An 18,756-nucleotide genomic window follows, 5' to 3' on the forward strand; every position below is an offset into this window, starting at 1 on the left:
GGTGCACTTCGAGGGCTGGGACGTGGACGGGAGCTTCTCCTACGAGCCGTCCCGCAGCACGGTCAACGTCTACCAGCAGACGACCAACGGGTACGCGTTGTCGATGCACGGGTACGTCACCGGCCACTGGCACCACTTCGACGTCTCGCCGCCGAACGGGACGCGGTTCGAGGCGGGCCGGTCGTACCCGACGGCGACGTCCTACTCGCCGCTGGACTCGATCACGGTGTTCAACATCAGCGGCGACGGGCGGGGGTGTGCGGCGCCCGGGCCCGGCTCGGGCACGCTCGACGTCCACGAGGTCGGCTACGACGAGGCCACCGGCCAGTTCACCACGTTCGCGGCCGACTACTCGATGCGGTGCGCCAACCCCGACCGCACGGCCAAGGGCCAGATCAGGTTCCGGTCGGCCCTCGACTACCGGGCCGTCGACAGCTGGGACCACCAGCTCCGGTTCGGCGACCAGCCGTGGGGACGGACGGGCACGCCGATGGAGGTGCCGGTCGAGGTCAACGGCACCCTGCCGTCGACCTTCGGCACGGCGGTGTTGTCGGGCGCGAACCCCGGCTCGTTCCAGGTCACGGCGGACACCTGCTCGGGCAGAACCCTCTCCTACGGGCAGAAGTGCTCGCTGACCGTCACGCCGTCGGCCTTCGGGAAGGGCGAGCAGACGGCGCTGCTGACCCTGCCGGAGGACTCCTTCGGCGGCTCGGTCAGGCGCCTGCTGAAGCTGAACGGCTACGACGCCCGCGGTGACCGGGGCACCTACTTCCCGGTGACGCCTCACCGCGTGCTGGACACCCGTTCCGGTCAGGGCGCGCCGCGGGCCGTGGTCGGTTCCGGCCAGTCGCTGCGCCTGCAGTTGACGGGCCAGGGCGGGGTGCCGGTCGAGGCGTCCACGGTCGTGCTGAACGTGACCGTCACCGAGCCGTCCGGCGCGGGCCACATCTCCGTCTACCCGACCGGTGTGGCGCGGCCGACGGTGTCGTCGTTGAACTACGCGCGGGGGTGGACCGGGGCGAACTCGGTGACGGTGAAGGTGGGCGCGGACGGCGCGGTCACCCTGTACAACCACGGCGCGGCCGTGCACCTCGTCGCCGACATCAACGGCTTCTACTCCAAGGGCCGGCCGAGCTACCAGGGCGGGCAGTACCAGCCGTTGGCGAGCCCGGTGCGCCTGGCCGACACCCGCGAGTGGGGCATCGGCCGGCTCCCGGCGGGCTACTACGTCACCGTGCCCGCGTCGTGGGACTCCTCCACCAACTGGACGGTCCGCGCCTTCGCGGTCAACATCACCGTCACCGACACGCGTGCGCCGGGCTACGTCACCGCCTGGAACGGCTGGGGCCCGGGCCTGCCCGCCACGTCCACGTTGAACTACGGGGCCGACGACACCGTGACGAACTTCGCGGTCGTGCCGACCATGAGGTGCTCCGACTGCGGTGGGTCGAACGCGCCGTCCATCGGCGTGTACACCAGCCAGGACAGCCACGTCATCGTGGACATCGTGGGCTTCTACGACGACAGCACGTTGCCGGGTGGGCTGCGCTTCGTGCCGGTCGTGCCCGAGCGGATCACCGACACGCGCGAGGGCCTGGGCTGGTCGTCGGCGCTCGGCCACGGCGCCACGGCGACGATCGTCGCGCCGGGTTCGGTCGCCGGCGCCGCGACGTGGGCGTTGGCGACCAACGTCACCGCGGTCGCGCCGACCGCGTCCACCTTCCTGACGGTGTGGCCGGCGGGGTACACCGGGCTGGAGCGGCCCGAGACGTCCAACCTCAACCCGTCCGCCGGGACGATCGTGCCGAACGCGGTGCAGACGATGATCGGCCCGGAGAACGGGTTCCACGTCTACAACAACCACGGCTCGACCCACGTCCTGGTGGACGTCGTCGGCACGTTCTTCCTGGACGGGCCGACGTCCTCGGCCTCGACCGCGTCGGTCCGGGCTCCGCTGCCCACCCCGAAGGCGGTGCCCCTGAACCGCCCCCACCGGGCGTAGTCGCGGGCCGATCGCCCTCGTGCCGGCCGATGCCGCACACGCACCTCCGGTCGCGTGGGCGGCATCGGCGTTCTGGTGGGTGGGCAGGTGCGTGCCCCTACCGCGGCAACGCGTCCGTTCGGCCGCACTCGGCGTCGAGCAGCTCACCGCGCGGGCGGCGGTCACGGGTCGTCGGCTGCGGGGTGCCGAATCCGTCGGGGCGCGGCGCAGGACTCGATCGCGGCTCGGGCCGGCGGGGTGGCACGTGGTGCGCGGCATTGTGGTGGGCGTATCGTCGGGACGTGTTCGGGTAGCGTCGGCGAAGTGGCGGCACGGCGGTTAGCGGCGCTAAAGTTTAGCAGTTCCAGCGTTGGCGCGACGGTGCTGCGGGCTCGGTGGGGCGAGTGGTCTGACCTGGGCGGTTGTGGGTCGGTGGAGCTAAATTTTCGGCGTTGTTTTTAGCAGTCCACAATGTGTCGCGGTTGGTCGACTGATTACCGGGCGAAACTTTTTCGTCGCGTCTTGACCGCACGGAAATCATCCTTCACAGTCTGGTGAATGCGATCGGCACCCGCGGCAGTGGCGCCTCAGTCCGTGCGCCCCTTTTCGGTCCTCGAGTCGTCCACGCCGACGTAATCGTCGTTCGTTCAGAGGGCACGTGATGGACCACTCGGCGCAAGCGGTCGTCCGAGCGTGCCCGTGCCGCGGTTTGTCCCCCACCTCGACGAAGAGGAGCCCGCCCATGGCCGGATCAGGCCATCACCCGACCACCGCCGACCCACGTGCCCCCAGACGGCGCGCGATCGGCGTCACCGCCGTCGTCGCCGTGCTGCTCGGCGGGCTCGTGGCGGCGTTCAGCGCGGCGCCCGCGTCGGCGGCGACCGTCGACACGAACGCCTGGTACGTGCTGGTGAACCGCAACAGCGGCAAGGCGTTGGACGTCTACAACCTGGCCACGAACGACGGCGCCCGCATCACCCAGTGGGCGCGCAACGACGGCAACCAGCAGCAGTGGCAGTTCGTCGACTCCGGCGGCGGCTACTACCGGGTGAAGTCGAGGCTGTCGGGCAAGGTGCTGGACGTCTACAACTTCTCCACCGCCGACGGCGCCAACATCGTGCAGTGGGCCGACGGCAACGGCACCAACCAGCAGTTCCGGCTCGCCGACTCCGACGGCGGCTACGTGCGCCTGGTCAACCGCAACAGCAACAAGGCGGTCGAGGTGCAGGGCGCGTCCACCGCCGACGGCGGCAACGTCGTGCAGTACAGCGACTGGGGCGGCGCCAACCAGCAGTGGCAGCTCGTGCGCGTCGGCGGCGGGACGAACCCGACGACCACGACCACGACCTCGAACCCCGGCACGTGCTCGCTGCCGTCGACCTACCGCTGGTCGTCGACCGGGTCGTTGGCGAACCCGAGGTCCGGGTGGGTCTCGCTCAAGGACTTCACCTACGTGCCCTACAACGGCAAGCACCTGGTCTACGGCACCACGCACGACATGGGCTCGTCGTGGGGGTCGATGAACTTCGGGCTGTTCACCAACTGGTCGGACATGGCCTCGGCGCCGCAGCAGGCCATGAACTCCGGCACCGTCGCGCCCACGCTGATCTACTTCGCCCCGAAGAACATCTGGGTGCTCGCCTACCAGTGGGGCGGGACCGCGTTCACCTACCGCACCTCCAGCGACCCCACCAACCCCAACGGCTGGTCCTCGCCGCAGGTGCTGTCGACGGCGAGCATCTCCGGCTCCGGCACGGGGCCGATCGACCAGACGCTCATCGGCGACGGCCAGAACATGTACCTGTTCTTCGCCGGTGACAACGGCAAGATCTACCGCCAGGTCATGCCCCTGGGCAACTTCCCGGGCAGCTTCGGCTCCTCCTACACGACCATCATGAGCGACACCACGAACAACCTGTTCGAGGCGCCCGAGGTCTACAAGGTCCAGGGCCAGAACCAGTACCTGATGATCGTCGAGGCCATCGGCTCCAACGGCCGCTACTTCCGGTCCTTCACCTCCAGCAGCCTCAGCGGCTCCTGGACCCCGCAGGCCGCCACCGAGTCCAACCCCTTCGCCGGCAAGGCCAACAGCGGCGCTAGCTGGACCAACGACATCAGCCACGGCGACCTCATCCGCACCAACGCCGACCAGACCAAGACCATCAACCCCTGCAACCTGCAACTGCTCTACCAGGGCCGCGACCCCCGCTCCAACGGCGTGGACTACGGCCTGCTGCCGTACCGCCCGGGCGTGCTGACGCTCCAGCGCTGATCGCCTGACGCGAAGTCGACTCGAACCGGGCCGGCGCTCCACCCCTCACCGGGTGGGGCGCCGGCCCTTCGCGCACCGGCGCCCCGTGCCGGCTCAGCGGGCGTCGGCGGTGACCAGCAGCCGGAGGTGCGCGCCGAGCCAGGTGGCCGCGGACGGGTCGTCGGCGAACGCGGTCACGTGGGCCGCCGCCGTGCGCAGGCCCGTGCCGCGCAGGTGGTCGCCCAGCTCGCGCAGGCGGGCGAGCAGGCCGTCCGTCAGGTGCTCCAGACCGCGATGCGCGGCCTCGGCCAACACGGTCAACGCGCTGTCCACGGTCGCGCTCAACGGATCCACCGCCGTGACGCCCAGCGGCAGCGGTTGCGGCGCGGTGTCCGTCGCCAGGTCCGGGACGACCACACCGGCCCGGGTGCGGACGGCCAGCGGGTCGACGACCAGGGCGCCGCGGTGGCGGCGGACGGAGCCGGTGACCGCCGTCGGGTCGGCGTGCAGCGCCGCGGCCAGCGCGTCGAGCGACTGCGGCGCCACGGCGCGGTGCGTGGCCTCCAGGACGCACGAGGCGCCGGTGGGGTCGTGCAGCGTGGCGGTGAGGCGTTGCGCGGCCGGGTCGTAGGCCAGGTCGGAGACCGCGGCGACGCGGACCACGCGGACCAGTTCCGCCTCGACCCTCGCGCGGACCTGCCGCGGCGGCAGCTCGGCCAGCCGTGCCGCGGCCGTGGCGCAGTCGTCGACCACCAAGGCCCGCGGCAGGTCGTCCCAGGACGTGCCGACCGGGGTGAGCGAGGTCTTGGCGACCCGGCCGGTCTTCAACGTCACCGCGCGGCTCGCGCTGCGGGTCGCCGACTCGGAGACCACGTTCGACGCGGCCAGGAGCCGGCCGGCGCGCAGGGGGGTGGCCCGCTGCACCAGCACCACGTCACCCGAGGCGAAGTAGACGTCCGCCGCGGACCCGGAGCGCAGCCGGGCGCCCAGCGCCGTCAGCCGGACCCGGCGCAACGGCGTCTCGGCGGGCTCGTCCGGACCGAGGACCTCGGCGCGCGGACCGTTCGCGGTGCTCCGCGCGTGCAGCTCGGTGAGCAGGGCGGCGAACCGCTCCGCCCGGTAGTCGGCGGTGCGCCCGCGGTACGCGGCGAGCTGGTCGAGCAGCTCGGCGATCACCGCGGCCGGCCAGTGCAGGCGCTGGGCCGTCAGGTCGCGGTGCAGGCGTCGCCACGCCACGTCCAGCACCTCGCTCGCGTTCGCGGCGCCGTCGAGCAGCAGCTGGTCGAGCAGGTCCGTCACCGCCGTCAGGTCCGTCGCGGTGGTGGGGGAGCCGCCCACGTCGACGACGTCGACGCCCCGCGCGTCGGCCTCGCGGAACGCCCACACCGCCAGCGCCGTCGCCTCGTCGCGGTTGACCGCGTCCGTGTGGACGTAGGACAGGTCGTCGGGCACGAGGAACGTCACCGTGCAGGTGGGCAGCTCGGCCTGCGCCGTCGCGTCCTCCGCGGTGGGGCGGCGCAGCTTGGCGCGGTAGCCGGCCTGGAGGACCCGGCGGGCACGGCGCAGCGTGCGTTCACCCATCAGCCCCGCCAGGTCGTCGTCCGTCACCGCGCCGGGCGACCACGGCGCGGCGGGCGCGCTGCTCTCCCGGGTGCGCTGGTACGCCAGGACGACCGCGATGCGGTGCCGGCACACGCCCGCCGCGCCGCAGCCGCACCCCGCCGCGTCGAGGGAGGCGCCGAGCGGCAGCGTGGTCGTGGTGCCGTCCGGGAACCTGCCCCGCACGGCGCCGTCCGGGTCGGTGTCGAGCACCGGGACGACGCCCGCGTCCAGGTCCTTCACGGCACGCTTCACCAGGCCGCGGTTGGCCAGTGCCGCGAGCGCGTCCGGGGTCAGGGCCAGCAGGTCGGGTCTGGTCATCCGAGCTTCTCCGCGACGAACTCCGCGAGCTGACCCGGGGTCATCGCGCCGACGTGGGCGCCGACGTTCGCCAGGCGCTGGGCCAGCGCGCGGTCGTAGGCCGGGTTCGCCTCGTCGTCCAACGCGGCCAGGCACAGCACGTGCGTGCCCTGCTCGCACAGGCCCTTGACGGCGCGGACGAGGTCCGATTCGCTGCCGCCCTCGTAGAAGTCGCTGATGAGCACCACGATCGACCGGCGCGGGCTGTCCACCAGGCCCGCCCCGTACGCCACGGCTTTGGCGATGTGCGTGCCGCCGCCCAGCTGCACCTTCATCAGCAGCTCGACCGGGTCCGTGACGTCCGAGGTCAGGTCGACCACGTCGGTGTCGAAGGCGACGAGGTGCGTCTTGATCCCCGGCAGCCCCCACAGGCAGGCCGCGGTGACCGCCGAGTGGATCACCGAGCTGGTCATCGACCCCGACTGGTCCACGAGCAGGACCACCTGCCACGGCTCCAGGTGCCGCTTGGCGCGCGAGACGAACTTCGGGTGCTCGATCGCGAGCTTGCGCTCGGCGGGCTGGTAGCGGCGCAGGTTCGCCCTGATCGTGGCGCGGAAGTCGAAGTTGCGGGAGTTGCGGTGGATGCTCGGCCGGCGCGACCTGGCGCCGCTGAACGCCGTGCGCACCTCGGTCCTCAGCTTCGCCACCAGCTGCTCGACCACCGCCTCGACGATCTTGCGCGCCATCGCGAGCACGGCGGGGTTCATCAGGTGCTTGGTCCGCAGCACGGCGCGCAGCAGCGCCGGGTTCGGCTCGATCCGCCGCAGCACCTCGGGGTCGGTGACCACGTCGGTGATCTCGTAGCGCTCGACCGCGTCGCGCTCCAGGCGTTCGATCGTCTCCCTCGGGAACAGGCTGTGCACCTCGTCGAGCCAGTCGACGGTCCGCAGCACCGCGTCCCCGCTGCCACCCTGGCGCACGCCGCGGTCGGCGAGGTCGGGATCGCGCCCGTAGAGCCACTGGAGCGCCGCGTCCCGGCGCGCGTCCTCGTCCCGCAGGCCGCCGGTGCGGCGCGCCGCGGGTTCGCCGAGGATCAGCCGCCACCGTTCCAGGTCCGTCATGCCAGGCCGCCCTTCGCCAGCAACGCGTCCACGCGCTTCTCCACCGCCATCGCCTCGGCCACGACCACCGGGTCGACCTGGAGGCGGGTGACGTCCCCGGCGCTGCCCGCGACGCCGCGATGGGCGAGCACCGCGGTCGCGATGGCCTCCCGCTCGCCGGGCGGGAAGTAGCTGAAGGCGAGCCGCAACGCGGGCAGCGCCACCAGGAACTCCTCCTCCGTCATCGCGCTGACCAGCTCGTCGAGCACCCCGACCAGGTCCGGGCTCGCCAGGACCTCCTCCCGGGCGACCGCGAACAGCCCGGCCAGCCAGTCGCCGAGCGCCTCGACGCCGCGCACCTTCCGCACGTCCGGCTTGGCGCCGAGCGCCCACGCGAGGCCGAGCGCCGCGCCGCGCAGGTCCGGCGGCGCCTGCCCGTCGTCGCTCACCCGGGTCGCCACGCCCGTGACGTCCGCCGCGTCCAGCGACAGCGCGGCCTTGGCGTGCCGCACGGCGTCCCGCGTGGCCGCCATCGCCCGGAGGCGGTGCGGGTCGGCCGGCGCCGGTCCGCCGTGCAGGCCCTCGACCAGCCACAGCACCCGCGCCGTGCCCGTGTCGATCACCGCGCCGAGCAGCGGGTCCTGCTGGACGCCGAACAACCGGTCGTGCCGCCACAGCCCGATGACGCCGCTCAGCACGTGGCCCAGCGCCGCGAGGTCGCCCGTCTCCCGGACGCCCTCGTTGAGCGCTTCCTCGACGTGACCGGACAACGTGGAGATCCCGCACAGCACCGCGTCGAAGAGGACGGCGGCCAGCTGATCGAGCCCCGCGTGCCGCGCCCGGCGGGTCAGCAGCGCCCCGGCGGCTTCCTCCAGGGTGGCGCCGTGCTCGGCGGCCTCGATCAGCGCCGTCAGCCGCCCCTCGACCGGCGTGAGCGTCCACCGCTCGTCCAACCGGGGCTCGGCGCCCTCGGCCGGCCCGCTCGTGCGCTCGAAACCGGGGATGCGCAGGACCCGCAAGCGGTGCAGGACCCGGCTCCGCGTCGACGCCGTCGCGTCGGTGAGGTCGAGCGCGACCTCGCCCTCCCGGTCGAGCTCGTGGGTCCGCAGCAGCTCCCGCACCGCCTCGACCAGCGGCGGCGCGGGCGTGTCCGGGTGCAGCCGCCCGACCTTGTCGCCCCGCAGCGCCGCGACCATCTCGACCAGCGCCGGGTGCGCGCCGGGCCGCAGCGTGCCGCGTCGCGTCCACGGTGGCGGCTGCGACAGGTCCTCGGAGATCAACGCGCTGGTCAGCCCGTCCAGCACGTCGGTGCGCGTCGGGTGCTCGTGCCCGCGCAACCGGGCCAGGGCGCCGGCCTGGGTGCGCGCCGCGATGAGGTCCGCCGTCGACACCGGCTGCCCCCTGCGGCGCAGCCGCGTCGCCACCGACTCGACGAGCCAGTCCGCCGCGCGCCGCGCCCCGGTCTCCCACACCTGCTGGTAGTAGCCCGGCGACGGCATGCCCGACTGGTAGCCGGTGAACGCGTCCAGGCGCGCGTGCGAGTACGGGACGAGGTAGCTGGCGCCGCGGTCCCGTTCCGGCACCTCCGGCCACTCGGCGTCGCCGTCGAGCCTGGCCTTGAGGGCGGCGGTGTGGAAGCCGCCGGTGACCACGACGACGGGCCGGTCCCCGGCGGCCCTGACCGCCGCCCGGACCCAGCGCGCCATGTACTCCTCGCGCGCCGAGTCGCCCTCGTCCGGGTCGACCGCGCCGCGCAGCAGGTCGAAGTACTCGGCCAGGCCCTCCGGCTCGGCCGCGCCCTCGAACAGGTGGTCCCACAGGACGTCCACGTTGTCGACCGCGAACTCGCGGCACAACCGCTCGACCACCTCGGCGTACCGCAGCTCCGCGTCGGCGTACCTGTTGCCGACGGCGTGGAACGCCTCGTGCCACGCGGGCAGGTCGATGAACCTGACCTGCGCCCCGCAGCGGCGCGCTCCGGTGATCGCGACCCACTCGGGCGAGTAGTCGCAGAACGGCGACCACGACGCGTGCTCGTCGGAGTAGCTGAACAGCGCGACGGGCAGCTCGTGCCCCAGCAGCAGCTCGTCCAGGCGCCCGTTGAAGTCGGCGGGACCTTCGACCAGCACGTACGCGGGCCGCTGCGCCTCGATGGTGGCGGCGACCAGCCGGGCACAGGCGGGACTGTGGTGCCGGACGCCGACGAACACGGCGCCCATCAGCCGGGCAGCAGGTGCCGCGCCCGGTGCAGCTCCTGCCACTGCTCGCCCTTGCGCCGGGGAGCGTGCTGCTCCAGGTACCGCCGCAGCCGCGCCAGGTCCTCCGCGTTGTCCTTCGCCGCGGTGCCCGCCAGGCACTCGACGACGTCCGCGGCCGAACCCGCCTCGCCGCGCAGGAACCAGCCACGCACCCCCACCGCGTGCGCCACCGACACCGCTTCGGCCGTGCTCATCACGGTCGTGAGCCGGTCGCTGCCCTCGCGCAGGTCGCGGAACGCGCGCACGAGGACTTCCAGCACGTCCCGCTTCGGCGCCGGCGGCACCCCGGACCTCGCCAGCAGCTTCGCCGCCTCCTGCTCGACCAGCGCCAGCTCGGTGTCGAAGTCGGCGATCGGGAACACCGTCTCGAAGTTGAACCGGCGCTTCAGCGCCGCGCTCATCTCGTTGACGCCCCGGTCGCGGGTGTTGGCCGTGGCGATCACGTTGAACCCGTCCTGCGCGAACACCATGCCGTCCGGGCCGTCCAGCTCGCCGATCGCCATCACGCGGTCGGACAGCATCGACAGCATGCAGTCCTGCACCTCGAGCGGGCAGCGGGTGATCTCCTCGAACCGCACGACCTTGCCCTCGGCCATGCCCCGCAGCATCGGCGCGGGCACGAGCGAGCGCGGCGACGGCCCCTCGGCCACCAGCAGCGCGTAGTTCCACGAGTACTTGATCTGGTCCTCGGTGGTCGCCGCGCCGCCCTGGATGGTCAGCGTCGACTCGCCGCACACCGCCGCCGCGATCAGCTCGGACAGCAGCGACTTCGCCGTGCCCGGTTCGCCGACGAGCATCAGGCCGCGGCTGGTGGCCAGCGTGACCAGCGCCCGGTCCACGAGGGACGGGTCGCCGACGAACTTCTTGGTGACGCCGTGCTGGTCGTCGCCCACCACGAACCGGCGCGCGGCGGCGAGGCTCAGCACCCAGCCCGGCGGCTTGGGCGCGGTGTCCGCCTCGCGCAGGCGGGCCAGCTCGTCGGCGAAGCGGACCTCGGCGGGCGGGCGCTGCGTCGTCCGGGTGCTGCTCATGACCGCAGGGCCTCCAGTTCGGCGAGGAGCTCGGAGCAGGTGATCGGGTCGATCTCGTAGGTGGTGGGCGCGTTGCCCGGGGCGGACCAGTCGCCGTGACCGCTGGGCGAGAACCACACGTCGCGGAAACCGACCTCGGGGAAGACGTCCATGGCGCCCACCGCGATGCCCGGGTCCAGCGAGGCGACGAGGGCGCCGCCGGCCGGGAACGGCCGGGTGATCCAGCACTCGACGCCCGCGTCCTGCGGCGTGCCGCGGACCCAGCCCTTCTTGGTCAGGCCGAGGATCTTGCCGATCGGGTACGGGGTGGCGCAGTACTCCTTGAGCCGGGGGAGGAGCCCGTCGGCCGACTCCAGCAGGTGAACCGGGCGGCCCAGCTGCGGGAACGGCTGGAGGATCTCGTAGTCGGCGAAGACCTCGCCCCACACCGCCGCCGTGTCCCGCAGGTCGACCGGGTGCGCGACCCGGACGGTGGCGTCGTCGGGCAGGGCGAACTCGTCGTCCGCCGAGTCGGCGAGCGTGCGGTCCTCGGCCAGGCGGAACGACACGCCCCCGTCGGTGATCCACACCAGCCGGCGGACCAGGTGCCACAGCAGCGGGTGCGCGGCGAGCACCGCCCGGAACTCCTCGGCGGTCCACGTGCGCTGGTCGACCATCGCCCGTTCCAGGCGCTGGATCTGGTCCGACGCGATCGTGCGGACGTCCTTCTTCAGCGCCGCGAACCGCTTGTGCTCCAGCGGGGCGAGGTCCTGGTCGTCCTTCGCGCCGGGCTTGGGCAGGTCCTTGCGGCGCTTGCCGTCCGGGTCCAGCACGTAGGGCTTGAGCTGCTCGTCGAAGCCGACGGTGAACCGGCGCGGGCCGTAGTCGACCACCAGGCTCGCGGCGTCGTCGAGACCGAGGCGGGGCACCAGCCGGTCCGCCAGCTGGTCGCGGGACAGGCCCAGCTCGGCCGCGATCCGGGACACCTTCTCCTGGGCCTTCAGCTTGAGCCCCCGGAACTTCACCTTCTCGGCGATGCCGTTGAGGTGGGACAGGGCCACCTCGGTGCCGATGTCGGCCAGCACGTCCAGCCCCGTCACGGCCCTGGCGTGCCGGCTCTCCCCCGGCCAGGCCCGGATCAGCGGCGACAGCGCGCGGACCGTGGAGTCGTCGCCCAACCAGCCGAGCGCGGTCAGCGCCCAGCTGTCCTTCGACGGCGCGCCCGCCTCGTGCCAGCGCAGGTGCACCGCCCACGCGAACTCCGCCAGCGACGCCCGGTCGAGCGCCTCGCGGACCACCGGCAGACCGGCGTAGACGTCGTTCGGCTTGGACAGCGCGGCCATGATCAGCAGGTTCTTCGCGGCGGCCGGGGACAGCCCCTGCCTGCGGTCGCGCAGCAGCACCCGGGGCAGCAGCCGGGTGTCCGCCCACTCGGCGATCACCGGCAGCTTGGCCGGGAGCACGTCGACCGGGTCGACGGCCAGGAACGTCCGCAGGGCCGCGCCGGCGTCGGCGGTCGGGGCGAGCGCCGCCACGTCCACCCCCAGGGCGTGCAGGTGGCGCAGCGCGGTCTCGGCGTTGCGGCGCCCGGCGCCCGGCTCGCCCAGCGCGGCGGGGATCAGGAAGCGGGCGGCCGTCTCCCGGTGCCGGGCCAGCCACTCCAGCGCGACCCCGCGCACCTGCTTGAGCCGCACCAGCCAGTCCGCCATCAGCGCGGCCACCTCGGGCGTGGCGAACGGCAGCACGACCACCGCGGCGCCCGAGTTGCCCCGCACGACCCGCACCAGCGCGGGCAGCGCGTCGAAGCCGAACTTCGCGGCCAGTCGCTTGCCCGCGGACTCGGCGTTCCAGTCCAGGTTCGGCTCCCAGTCCGCGAGCAGGGGCCGCACCTCGGCCTCGGGCGCGCCGATGAGCAGGTCGATCATGCGGTAGCCGATGCGGCCCGCGTGGTACTCCGCCAGCCAGTGCCGCCAGTTCTGCCGGCGTTGGGCGTCCCAGTGGCCGTCGGTCAGCCACTGCTCGCGCTCACCCGGCCGCCACACCACCGACGGGTCGGGCACCGGGAGGTCCGGCACCACCGCGGGCGCCACCGGCGGCTTGCGGCGCAGCCACGGCGGTGAGGCCAGCAGCGGGGGCAGCTCCGCCTCGGGCGCCTCCGGCACGGCGGTGAGCTCGACCGCGGTGAAGCCCTCGGGCTTGGCCAGGTGCGAGTAGGTCATGAGGTGCACGCTGAGCAGTTGGCGCACCTCGGCGTTCCCGGGTTCCCGCGCCGCCAGCAGCCGGGCCGCCCGGGCGGGGAAGGCCGACATCGCGGCCAGCAGCGCCGGCCGCACGTGCTGGGTGTCGAGCCGGTCGAGCAGGACGGTGAACGCCTCGTCGGTGGGCAGCGCCGCGAGGATCTTCAGCACCAGCTTGCGGCGCTCCGCGCGCTGGTCCTGGTGGTCGAGCGCCGCCGCGAGCAGCGGCGCGACCGCCGGGCCGAGCACGTAGAGCGCCGTGTGCAGCAGGAACGCCCCGTCGTTGAGCGACACCTGCGCTTGCTCGAACTGCTCGGGGGTGTTGGCGGTGCACGGGAGCATCCACCACCGCGGCGAGCGCTGCGGCACCCGGCACGCCTCGTCGAACCAGTCGGCCCGTTCGGGCATCAGGTACGCGCGGACCACGGTGTGGGCGCGCTGCCGGGCCAGCACCGCTTCCGCCGCTTCGCGTTCGGTCTCGTCCGCGACCGCGATGGCGTACCGGACCGTCGTGAGCAGCAGGCCCGTCGAGTCGCCGGGGTTGATGTTCGTGGCGTTGTGGCGGTGCAGGTGCACGCCGGTCCAGTCCTGCTCGCGGGGACGCCACCGCCGGGAGCAGTCGATCGACAAGGACTCGATCACCGCCTCCACCGCGAACGCCAACCCGTGGTCGACGAGCCAGGCGTGGAAGCACGGGACGAGGTGCTTCGTCACGATCGCGACCGCCGCCGCGCCGACGGGGTCCGGCCGCCCGGCGAGGTGCTCCCGCACGGCCCGGACGAGCTCCGGATCGGACTCCGGCGCGGACAGCACCCGGTCGAGGGTGGCCTGGTCGACCGCGCCACGCCCTCGCGCCGCCGACCCGGCGTCGACGGCGAACACCGGCGCCGGGTGGAACCCGCGCTGCCGCACCACTTCGCGCAGCCAGGCCTTGGGCATGACCCAGGTGTCCTCGTCGACGACGGCGGGGGCGGCGGGTTCGGCGGCGGCCGACCCGGTCGGCTGGGAGGCGGGTGTGGTGGCGGGCAGGGCAGCCGACGAAGAGGTCGGCGCGGCGGCTGCGGGGGAGGGGCTCGCCGGCCGGTCGGCGGCGGTCGGGTCGGTGGTGGTCGTGCCCGGCTCCCGCGCGACCCCGGGCGAGCCGGTGGCCCGGTAGCCCTTCTTCTCCTTCTCCGCCACCAGTTTCGCGACGTGCGCCTCGGCCGCCTCGGCGGACGCGAGGTCCTTGGTCTGGGTCTGGCCGTTGGCGCCCAGCCGTCCGAAGCGGACGGTCACCGTGACACCGGCCCGGTCGACCTCCCAGAACTTGGCCGAACCGCCCGAGACGAGCTCCCACCTGCGCACCACGAGAATCCCCTGAACCCGAGCCGGAAACCTGATGTCCGGGGACTGTACCCAGGGGGTCCGACAATCCGGCCCCGTCGCCGGGCGAGGACGGCGGCCTCAGCCGACCGGCCGGGCCGCGAGGCCGTCCAGCACGATGCCGAGGTGCCGGTCGAACCGCCGGTCGCCGTCGTCGAGCAGCCGCCCGGCTTCCTTGACCAGTGCCACGCCGTCGCCCAGCCAGTCCTCGCGCCGGGCGGGCGAGTGCCGCGCCGGATCGGTCTCGGCGGCCTGGCGCCGTTCCTGCTCCTCGATGACGAAACCGACGACGAACGCGGTGACCAGGTCGACGGCGTCGTCGGCGTCGGCGGGCGTCCAGCCGGCCGCCGCCCACCGCTCGAACCACGGCTCCTTCAAGCGGACCACGTCGGGGTCGGTGAGCCGCGTGCCGCTGAACGTGCGGGCGCCGTCGCGGTGCAGCAGGTACTCGGCGCGCAGGACGCGGGCGTAGGCGGCGAGGTCGTCGCGCCACCCGGCGCCGGGCGGGATCGCCGCGAGGGCGCCGGTGACGCGGCGCATGACCTCGGTGGCCATCTCGTCGAGCAGTTCCTGCTTGTCGCGCACGTGCCAGTACAGGGCGGGCGCGCGGACGTCGAGCCGGGTGGCGAGCGCGCGGACGGTGAGGCCGTCGATCCCCTTGTCGTCGAGCAGTTCGAGCGCCGCCGCCACGATCCGCTGCCGGGTGATGCCCTTGGTCATGGTTGACAGCTTAACGATGTTCAGGAAGCCTGGAGGCCTCACTGAACTTAGTTAAGGAGAGGTCGATGCGCGCCGCGATCGTCACGAACCCCGATGCCCCACCCGTCTGCGAGGACGTCCCCGAGCCGGAGGTGCCGCCTGGCCGCGAACCGTTGCACCTGGTCGGAGCGGGTCTGCACAACATCGTGCGCGGGCTGGCCTCCGGACGGCACTACCAGGGCCGGATGGCCTACCCGCTGGTGCCGGGGATCGACGCGGTCGCCCGCACCGGTGACGGGCGCCTGGTCTACGCCGGCTACGCGCGGCCACCGTTCGGGACGATGGCCGAACGGCTGCTCGCCCCGCACCAGGTGGAGGTCCCGGCGGGGGCGGACCCGCTGGCCATCGCCGCCGGCATGAACCCCGGCCTCTCGGGCTGGATGGTGCTCACCTCGCGCCGCCGCGAGGTGGGCGCGCTGGGCACCGTGCTGGTGCTGGGCGCGACCGGGATGTCGGGCGGCCTCGCCGTGCAGGGCGCGTTGGCGCTCGGGGCGGAACGGGTCGTCGCCGCCGGGCGCGACCCGGAGTCGCTGGAGCGGTTGCGCGGTGTGGGAGCGACGACGGTGTCGCTGGCCCAGGACGGGCCGGACGCCCTGGAGGAGGCCTTGGCCGGTGCGCTCGCCGACAGGTCGCCCGGTCTCGTGCTGGACTACCTGTGGGGCCCGGTCGCCGAGGCCGCCTTCGCCGCGGTGGGTCGGGGCGGCGCGGACGCCGAGGCGGACACGGCCTACGTGCAGATCGGCTCGCTCGCGGGCGCGCGGGCCTCGCTGCCCGGGGAGCTGCTGCGCAGTCGGCGGATCCGGATCAGCGGGAGCGGCGCCGGCTCGGTGTCCGTCGAGGAGATGCTCGCCGCCGCGCCCGAGGTCATGGCCCGCTTCGCCGACGGTTCCCTGAGCGTGCCCTACACCGCGTACCCGCTGAGCCGGGTCGGTGACGCGTGGGCCCACACCGGGCGCAGCCGGGCCGTCGTGGTGCCGGACTGAGCCGAGGTCCCGTGGCGCCACGACCCCGCTCCGGGCGGCGCTGCCCGGAGCGCGTCGTGACGGCGTGACCTAGGGCTGTGCTCCTCCGGGGGTCGAGGGCCCCGTCACCGCGTACTCACGGCGGTGGTCGAGGCGGGAGACCGACACCACGGTGTCGCCCCGGACGACGACCTCGGCCGGCGCTTCCCGGCCCAGGAAGCGCACCAGGCTCGCGGTCAGGCCGTAGGCGCCCGCGTTGGGGATCGCCACGACGTCGCCGACCGCCAGGTCCGGCAGGGTCAGGTCACGGCCCAGCAGGTCGCCGGGGGTGCACAGCGGTCCGGTGAGGGTGGCGACCACGGACCCGCGACCACCTCCGACGGGACGCACCGAGGCGGGCAGCAGCCTGCCCAGCCCGGACAGCCCGCCGAAGGCGTTGATGCCGGCGTCGAGCACGACGAACACCTGCCCCCGGCTGTGCTTGACGTCGAGCACCTCGGCCACGAGCGACCCGCTGCCGCCGACCAGGTGGCGGCCGGACTCGAACGCGAGCCGCGGCCGGCCCTCCCGCCAGCCCGGCAGGTGGAGGTCCAGGGCGTCCTCCAGCTCGGCGCGCAGCTTCGGGTAGGCCGGGCGTTCGCCCGGCACCCCGTAGGGCGCCGCGAAACCGCCGCCGAGGTCGAGGAACCGCAGGGGCAGGCCGGCGTCGTCGCGCAGCCGCGCGGCGACCTCGACCGTGCGGCGGAACTCGTCCACCAGGCTCTGCTCGTCGTCGGCGTTGCTGAGCGGGAAGAAGTGCGCGCCGATCACCCGCGTGCCCGGCACGTCGAGCAGGCGGGGGAGCGCGTCCGGCAGGGTCTCGGCGTCGATGCCGAACCGCGAGGGGACGCCGGTCATCCGCAGTCCGGTGGCCGCGGCCGACGCGGGGCTGTTGACGCGCAGCAGGCAGTCCACCACCACCTGGCGCTCGTCCGCCGCCGCGCCGATGCGCCGCAGGTCCGTCTCGGACTCGGCGGAGAACAGCCGCACCCCGCCGGCGACGGCTTCCGCCAGCTCGGCCCGGGTCTTGCCCGGCCCGGTGTACAGGCACGACGACGTCGGGTAGCCGGCCGCGCGGGCGGCCGCCAGCTCACCGGTCGAGCTGATCTCGGCGCCGCACGCGCGGCCGCCGCCCTCGCGCAGTGCGCGGGCGACGTCCGGGTGAGGGTTGGCCTTGAACGCGTAGAACAGCTCGCACGGGTCCGGCAGCGCGGCGCGCAGCGCACCATGCGCGGCGGCGACGTCGTCGAGGTCGTAGACGTAGAGGGGGGTGCCGAAACGCGCGGCCAGCGAGCGGTGGTCGGTCACGTCGGCATCCTGTCCAGGAGCAGCTCCAGCTCCGCGGTCGCGTGCTTGCCGTGCGGGGTGAGCGGGAAGTCCGCGACCCGGTGGCAGGCCGCGGGCACCTTGGCCGGTTCCAGGCGGGCCGCCAGCTCGCGGAGCACGGCCTGGGGCGCCAGGTCGCTGTCCACGAACAGGGTGAGGTCGCGGTCGGCGGTCGGGCGCAGGACGGCCGCGGCGCGGACACCGGGCACGTCCATCGCCGCCGCCTCGATCTCGACCGTGCTCATCCGGGCGCCCCGGCGCTTGAACACGGCGTCCCGCCGGCCGCCGAAGTAGAGGTACCCGTCGTCGTCGAGGTGGCCGTAGTCCCCGGTGTGCAGCCGGGGCGAGCCGGTGGCCGGGTCGCGCCGGAACGCGCGCGCGGTCAGCTCGGGCTCCCGCCAGTACCCCCGCATCAGGTGCGGTCCCTCCACGACGATCTCGCCGGTCTGCCCGGCGGGCAGCGCGACGCCGTCGGCGTCCACGACGCGCACCGCCGTCCCGGGCAGCGGCAGGCCGACCGAGTCCGGGCGCTCGCGGTCCTGCTCGGGCGGCATGATGGTGATCCGCTTGCACTCCGTCTGGCCGAACTGGCGCACGACCCGCGCCGAGGGGAAGGACTCGCGCAGCGCATCGATCGTCGCCCGCGGCAGGACCGCGCCGGTGCTGGTGATCAGGCGCACCGGTGGCGGGGCGCCGGGGTCGCGGCCGGCGAGCGCCGTGAGCAGGGTCGCCAGCGAGGGGACCAAGGGCACCACGGTGGCGCCCACGGCGCGCATGCGCCGGATCGCGGCCAGGTCCGCGCCGTCGCCCAGCACCAGCTCGCAGCGCCCGAGGCAGCACAGCGGCGACTGGTAGAGCCCGTAGTCGAAGGACAGCGGCAGCGCCGAGTAGACGACGTCACCCGGCCGGTAGCCGAGCACCTCGTTGATGGCCGAGGCCGCGAACACCACCTGGGCGTGCGGCGACACCACGGCCTTCGGGGTGGCCGTGCTGCCCGAGGTGTAGATCAGCAGCGCGACGTCGTCCGGCGTGACGCCGCCGGGCCGGTCGGCGCGCCCGCCGGGGCGCGAGGTCCGCTCGGCCGCCCGCCGCAGCGCTCCCGTCCCGCACACCTCGGCCGACGTCAGCGGCCGCAGCCGCGCGTCGTCGTCGGCGACGACCAGCCGCGGGTCGGCGTTGTCCAGCACGGAGCGCAGGTGGAACGACCGCATCTCGGGGTTGAGGGGCACGAAGACCGCGCCGGCGCGCGAGGTCGCGTACATCAGGGCGATCAGGTGGCGTGACGGGCGCGCGTGCGCGACGACCCGGTCCCCGGTCGTCACGCCCCGCTCGCGCAGCCACCCCGCCAGGACGTCGCCGACCTCCCCGAGTCGCGCGTACGTCCAGGCCCCGTCGCCATCCCGGACGGCCGCGGCGTCCGGGGCGGCCGACACCGCCTCGTCCAGAATGGTGTGCAGCAACGTCATCCGGCATCATCCCGATCTGCGTGTGGTCGTCCGACACATCCGTGCGGCAGGGCCGCGTTCGTCGTCGTCGACCGGATCCCCAGTGCCGCCAACGGGCTGAGCCGCT

11 protein-coding genes are annotated in these 18,756 nt (G+C 73.9%); 3 read left to right on the plus strand and 8 right to left on the minus strand.

From position 1 onward, the window contains the following. Position 1 precedes the first annotated feature (1 nt). Both IOD16_RS06925 and IOD16_RS06930 read left to right on the plus strand, forming a co-directional pair. Positions 2-2,002 (plus strand): hypothetical protein, encoded by a 2,001-nt coding sequence (locus tag IOD16_RS06925; RefSeq protein ID WP_201439359.1) that lies wholly within the window; start codon positions 2-4, stop codon positions 2,000-2,002. Between the two features lie 721 nt (positions 2,003-2,723). Beyond that, complete coding sequence (locus IOD16_RS06930; RefSeq protein ID WP_201439360.1) at positions 2,724-4,253, plus strand: non-reducing end alpha-L-arabinofuranosidase family hydrolase; 1,530 nt, start codon at positions 2,724-2,726, stop codon at positions 4,251-4,253. Positions 4,254-4,346: 93 nt separating this feature from the next. Here IOD16_RS06930 and IOD16_RS06935 read toward each other — a convergent pair whose 3' ends face one another. From IOD16_RS06935 to IOD16_RS06960, 6 genes are all read right to left on the minus strand, one after another. Next, on the minus strand, positions 4,347-6,152 hold the full coding sequence (locus IOD16_RS06935) for a hypothetical protein (protein WP_201439361.1): 1,806 nt from the start codon (positions 6,150-6,152) through the stop codon (positions 4,347-4,349). Then, complete coding sequence (locus tag IOD16_RS06940) at positions 6,149-7,252, minus strand: VWA domain-containing protein (RefSeq protein WP_123743008.1); 1,104 nt, start codon at positions 7,250-7,252, stop codon at positions 6,149-6,151. Before IOD16_RS06940 ends, IOD16_RS06935 begins: the two co-directional genes overlap by 4 nt. Further along, positions 7,249-9,450, minus strand: coding sequence for a DUF5682 family protein (locus IOD16_RS06945; RefSeq protein ID WP_201439362.1), 2,202 nt, complete (start codon positions 9,448-9,450; stop codon positions 7,249-7,251). Before IOD16_RS06945 ends, IOD16_RS06940 begins: the two co-directional genes overlap by 4 nt. Continuing rightward, on the minus strand, positions 9,450-10,520 hold the full coding sequence (locus IOD16_RS06950) for an ATP-binding protein (protein WP_201439363.1): 1,071 nt from the start codon (positions 10,518-10,520) through the stop codon (positions 9,450-9,452). The genes IOD16_RS06945 and IOD16_RS06950 overlap by 1 nt, the downstream gene beginning before the upstream one ends. Further along, positions 10,517-14,080 (minus strand): DUF4132 domain-containing protein, encoded by a 3,564-nt coding sequence (locus IOD16_RS06955; RefSeq protein WP_201439364.1) that lies wholly within the window; start codon positions 14,078-14,080, stop codon positions 10,517-10,519. The genes IOD16_RS06950 and IOD16_RS06955 overlap by 4 nt, the downstream gene beginning before the upstream one ends. Before the next feature lie 99 nt (positions 14,081-14,179). Then, positions 14,180-14,818: a TetR/AcrR family transcriptional regulator C-terminal domain-containing protein gene (locus IOD16_RS06960; protein ID WP_236594794.1), complete on the minus strand. Its 639-nt coding sequence runs from the start codon at positions 14,816-14,818 to the stop codon at positions 14,180-14,182. Between the two features lie 65 nt (positions 14,819-14,883). On the opposite strand from IOD16_RS06960, the gene IOD16_RS06965 reads away from it, so the two are divergent. Beyond that, complete coding sequence (locus IOD16_RS06965; RefSeq protein WP_201439365.1) at positions 14,884-15,840, plus strand: quinone oxidoreductase family protein; 957 nt, start codon at positions 14,884-14,886, stop codon at positions 15,838-15,840. A 69-nt stretch (positions 15,841-15,909) separates the two neighbouring features. Here the strand turns inward: IOD16_RS06965 and IOD16_RS06970 are convergent, their stop codons facing one another. Both IOD16_RS06970 and IOD16_RS06975 read right to left on the minus strand, forming a co-directional pair. Beyond that, positions 15,910-17,166, minus strand: a complete 1,257-nt coding sequence (locus IOD16_RS06970) for an alanine racemase (protein WP_201439366.1) — start codon at positions 17,164-17,166, stop codon at positions 15,910-15,912. Beyond that, positions 17,163-18,650: an AMP-binding protein gene (locus IOD16_RS06975; RefSeq protein WP_201439367.1), complete on the minus strand. Its 1,488-nt coding sequence runs from the start codon at positions 18,648-18,650 to the stop codon at positions 17,163-17,165. Before IOD16_RS06975 ends, IOD16_RS06970 begins: the two co-directional genes overlap by 4 nt. Between the last annotated feature and the right edge of the window lie 106 nt (positions 18,651-18,756).

Source organism: Saccharothrix sp. 6-C (assembly GCF_016695385.1).
Classification (GTDB): domain Bacteria; phylum Actinomycetota; class Actinomycetes; order Mycobacteriales; family Pseudonocardiaceae; genus Actinosynnema; species Actinosynnema texasense.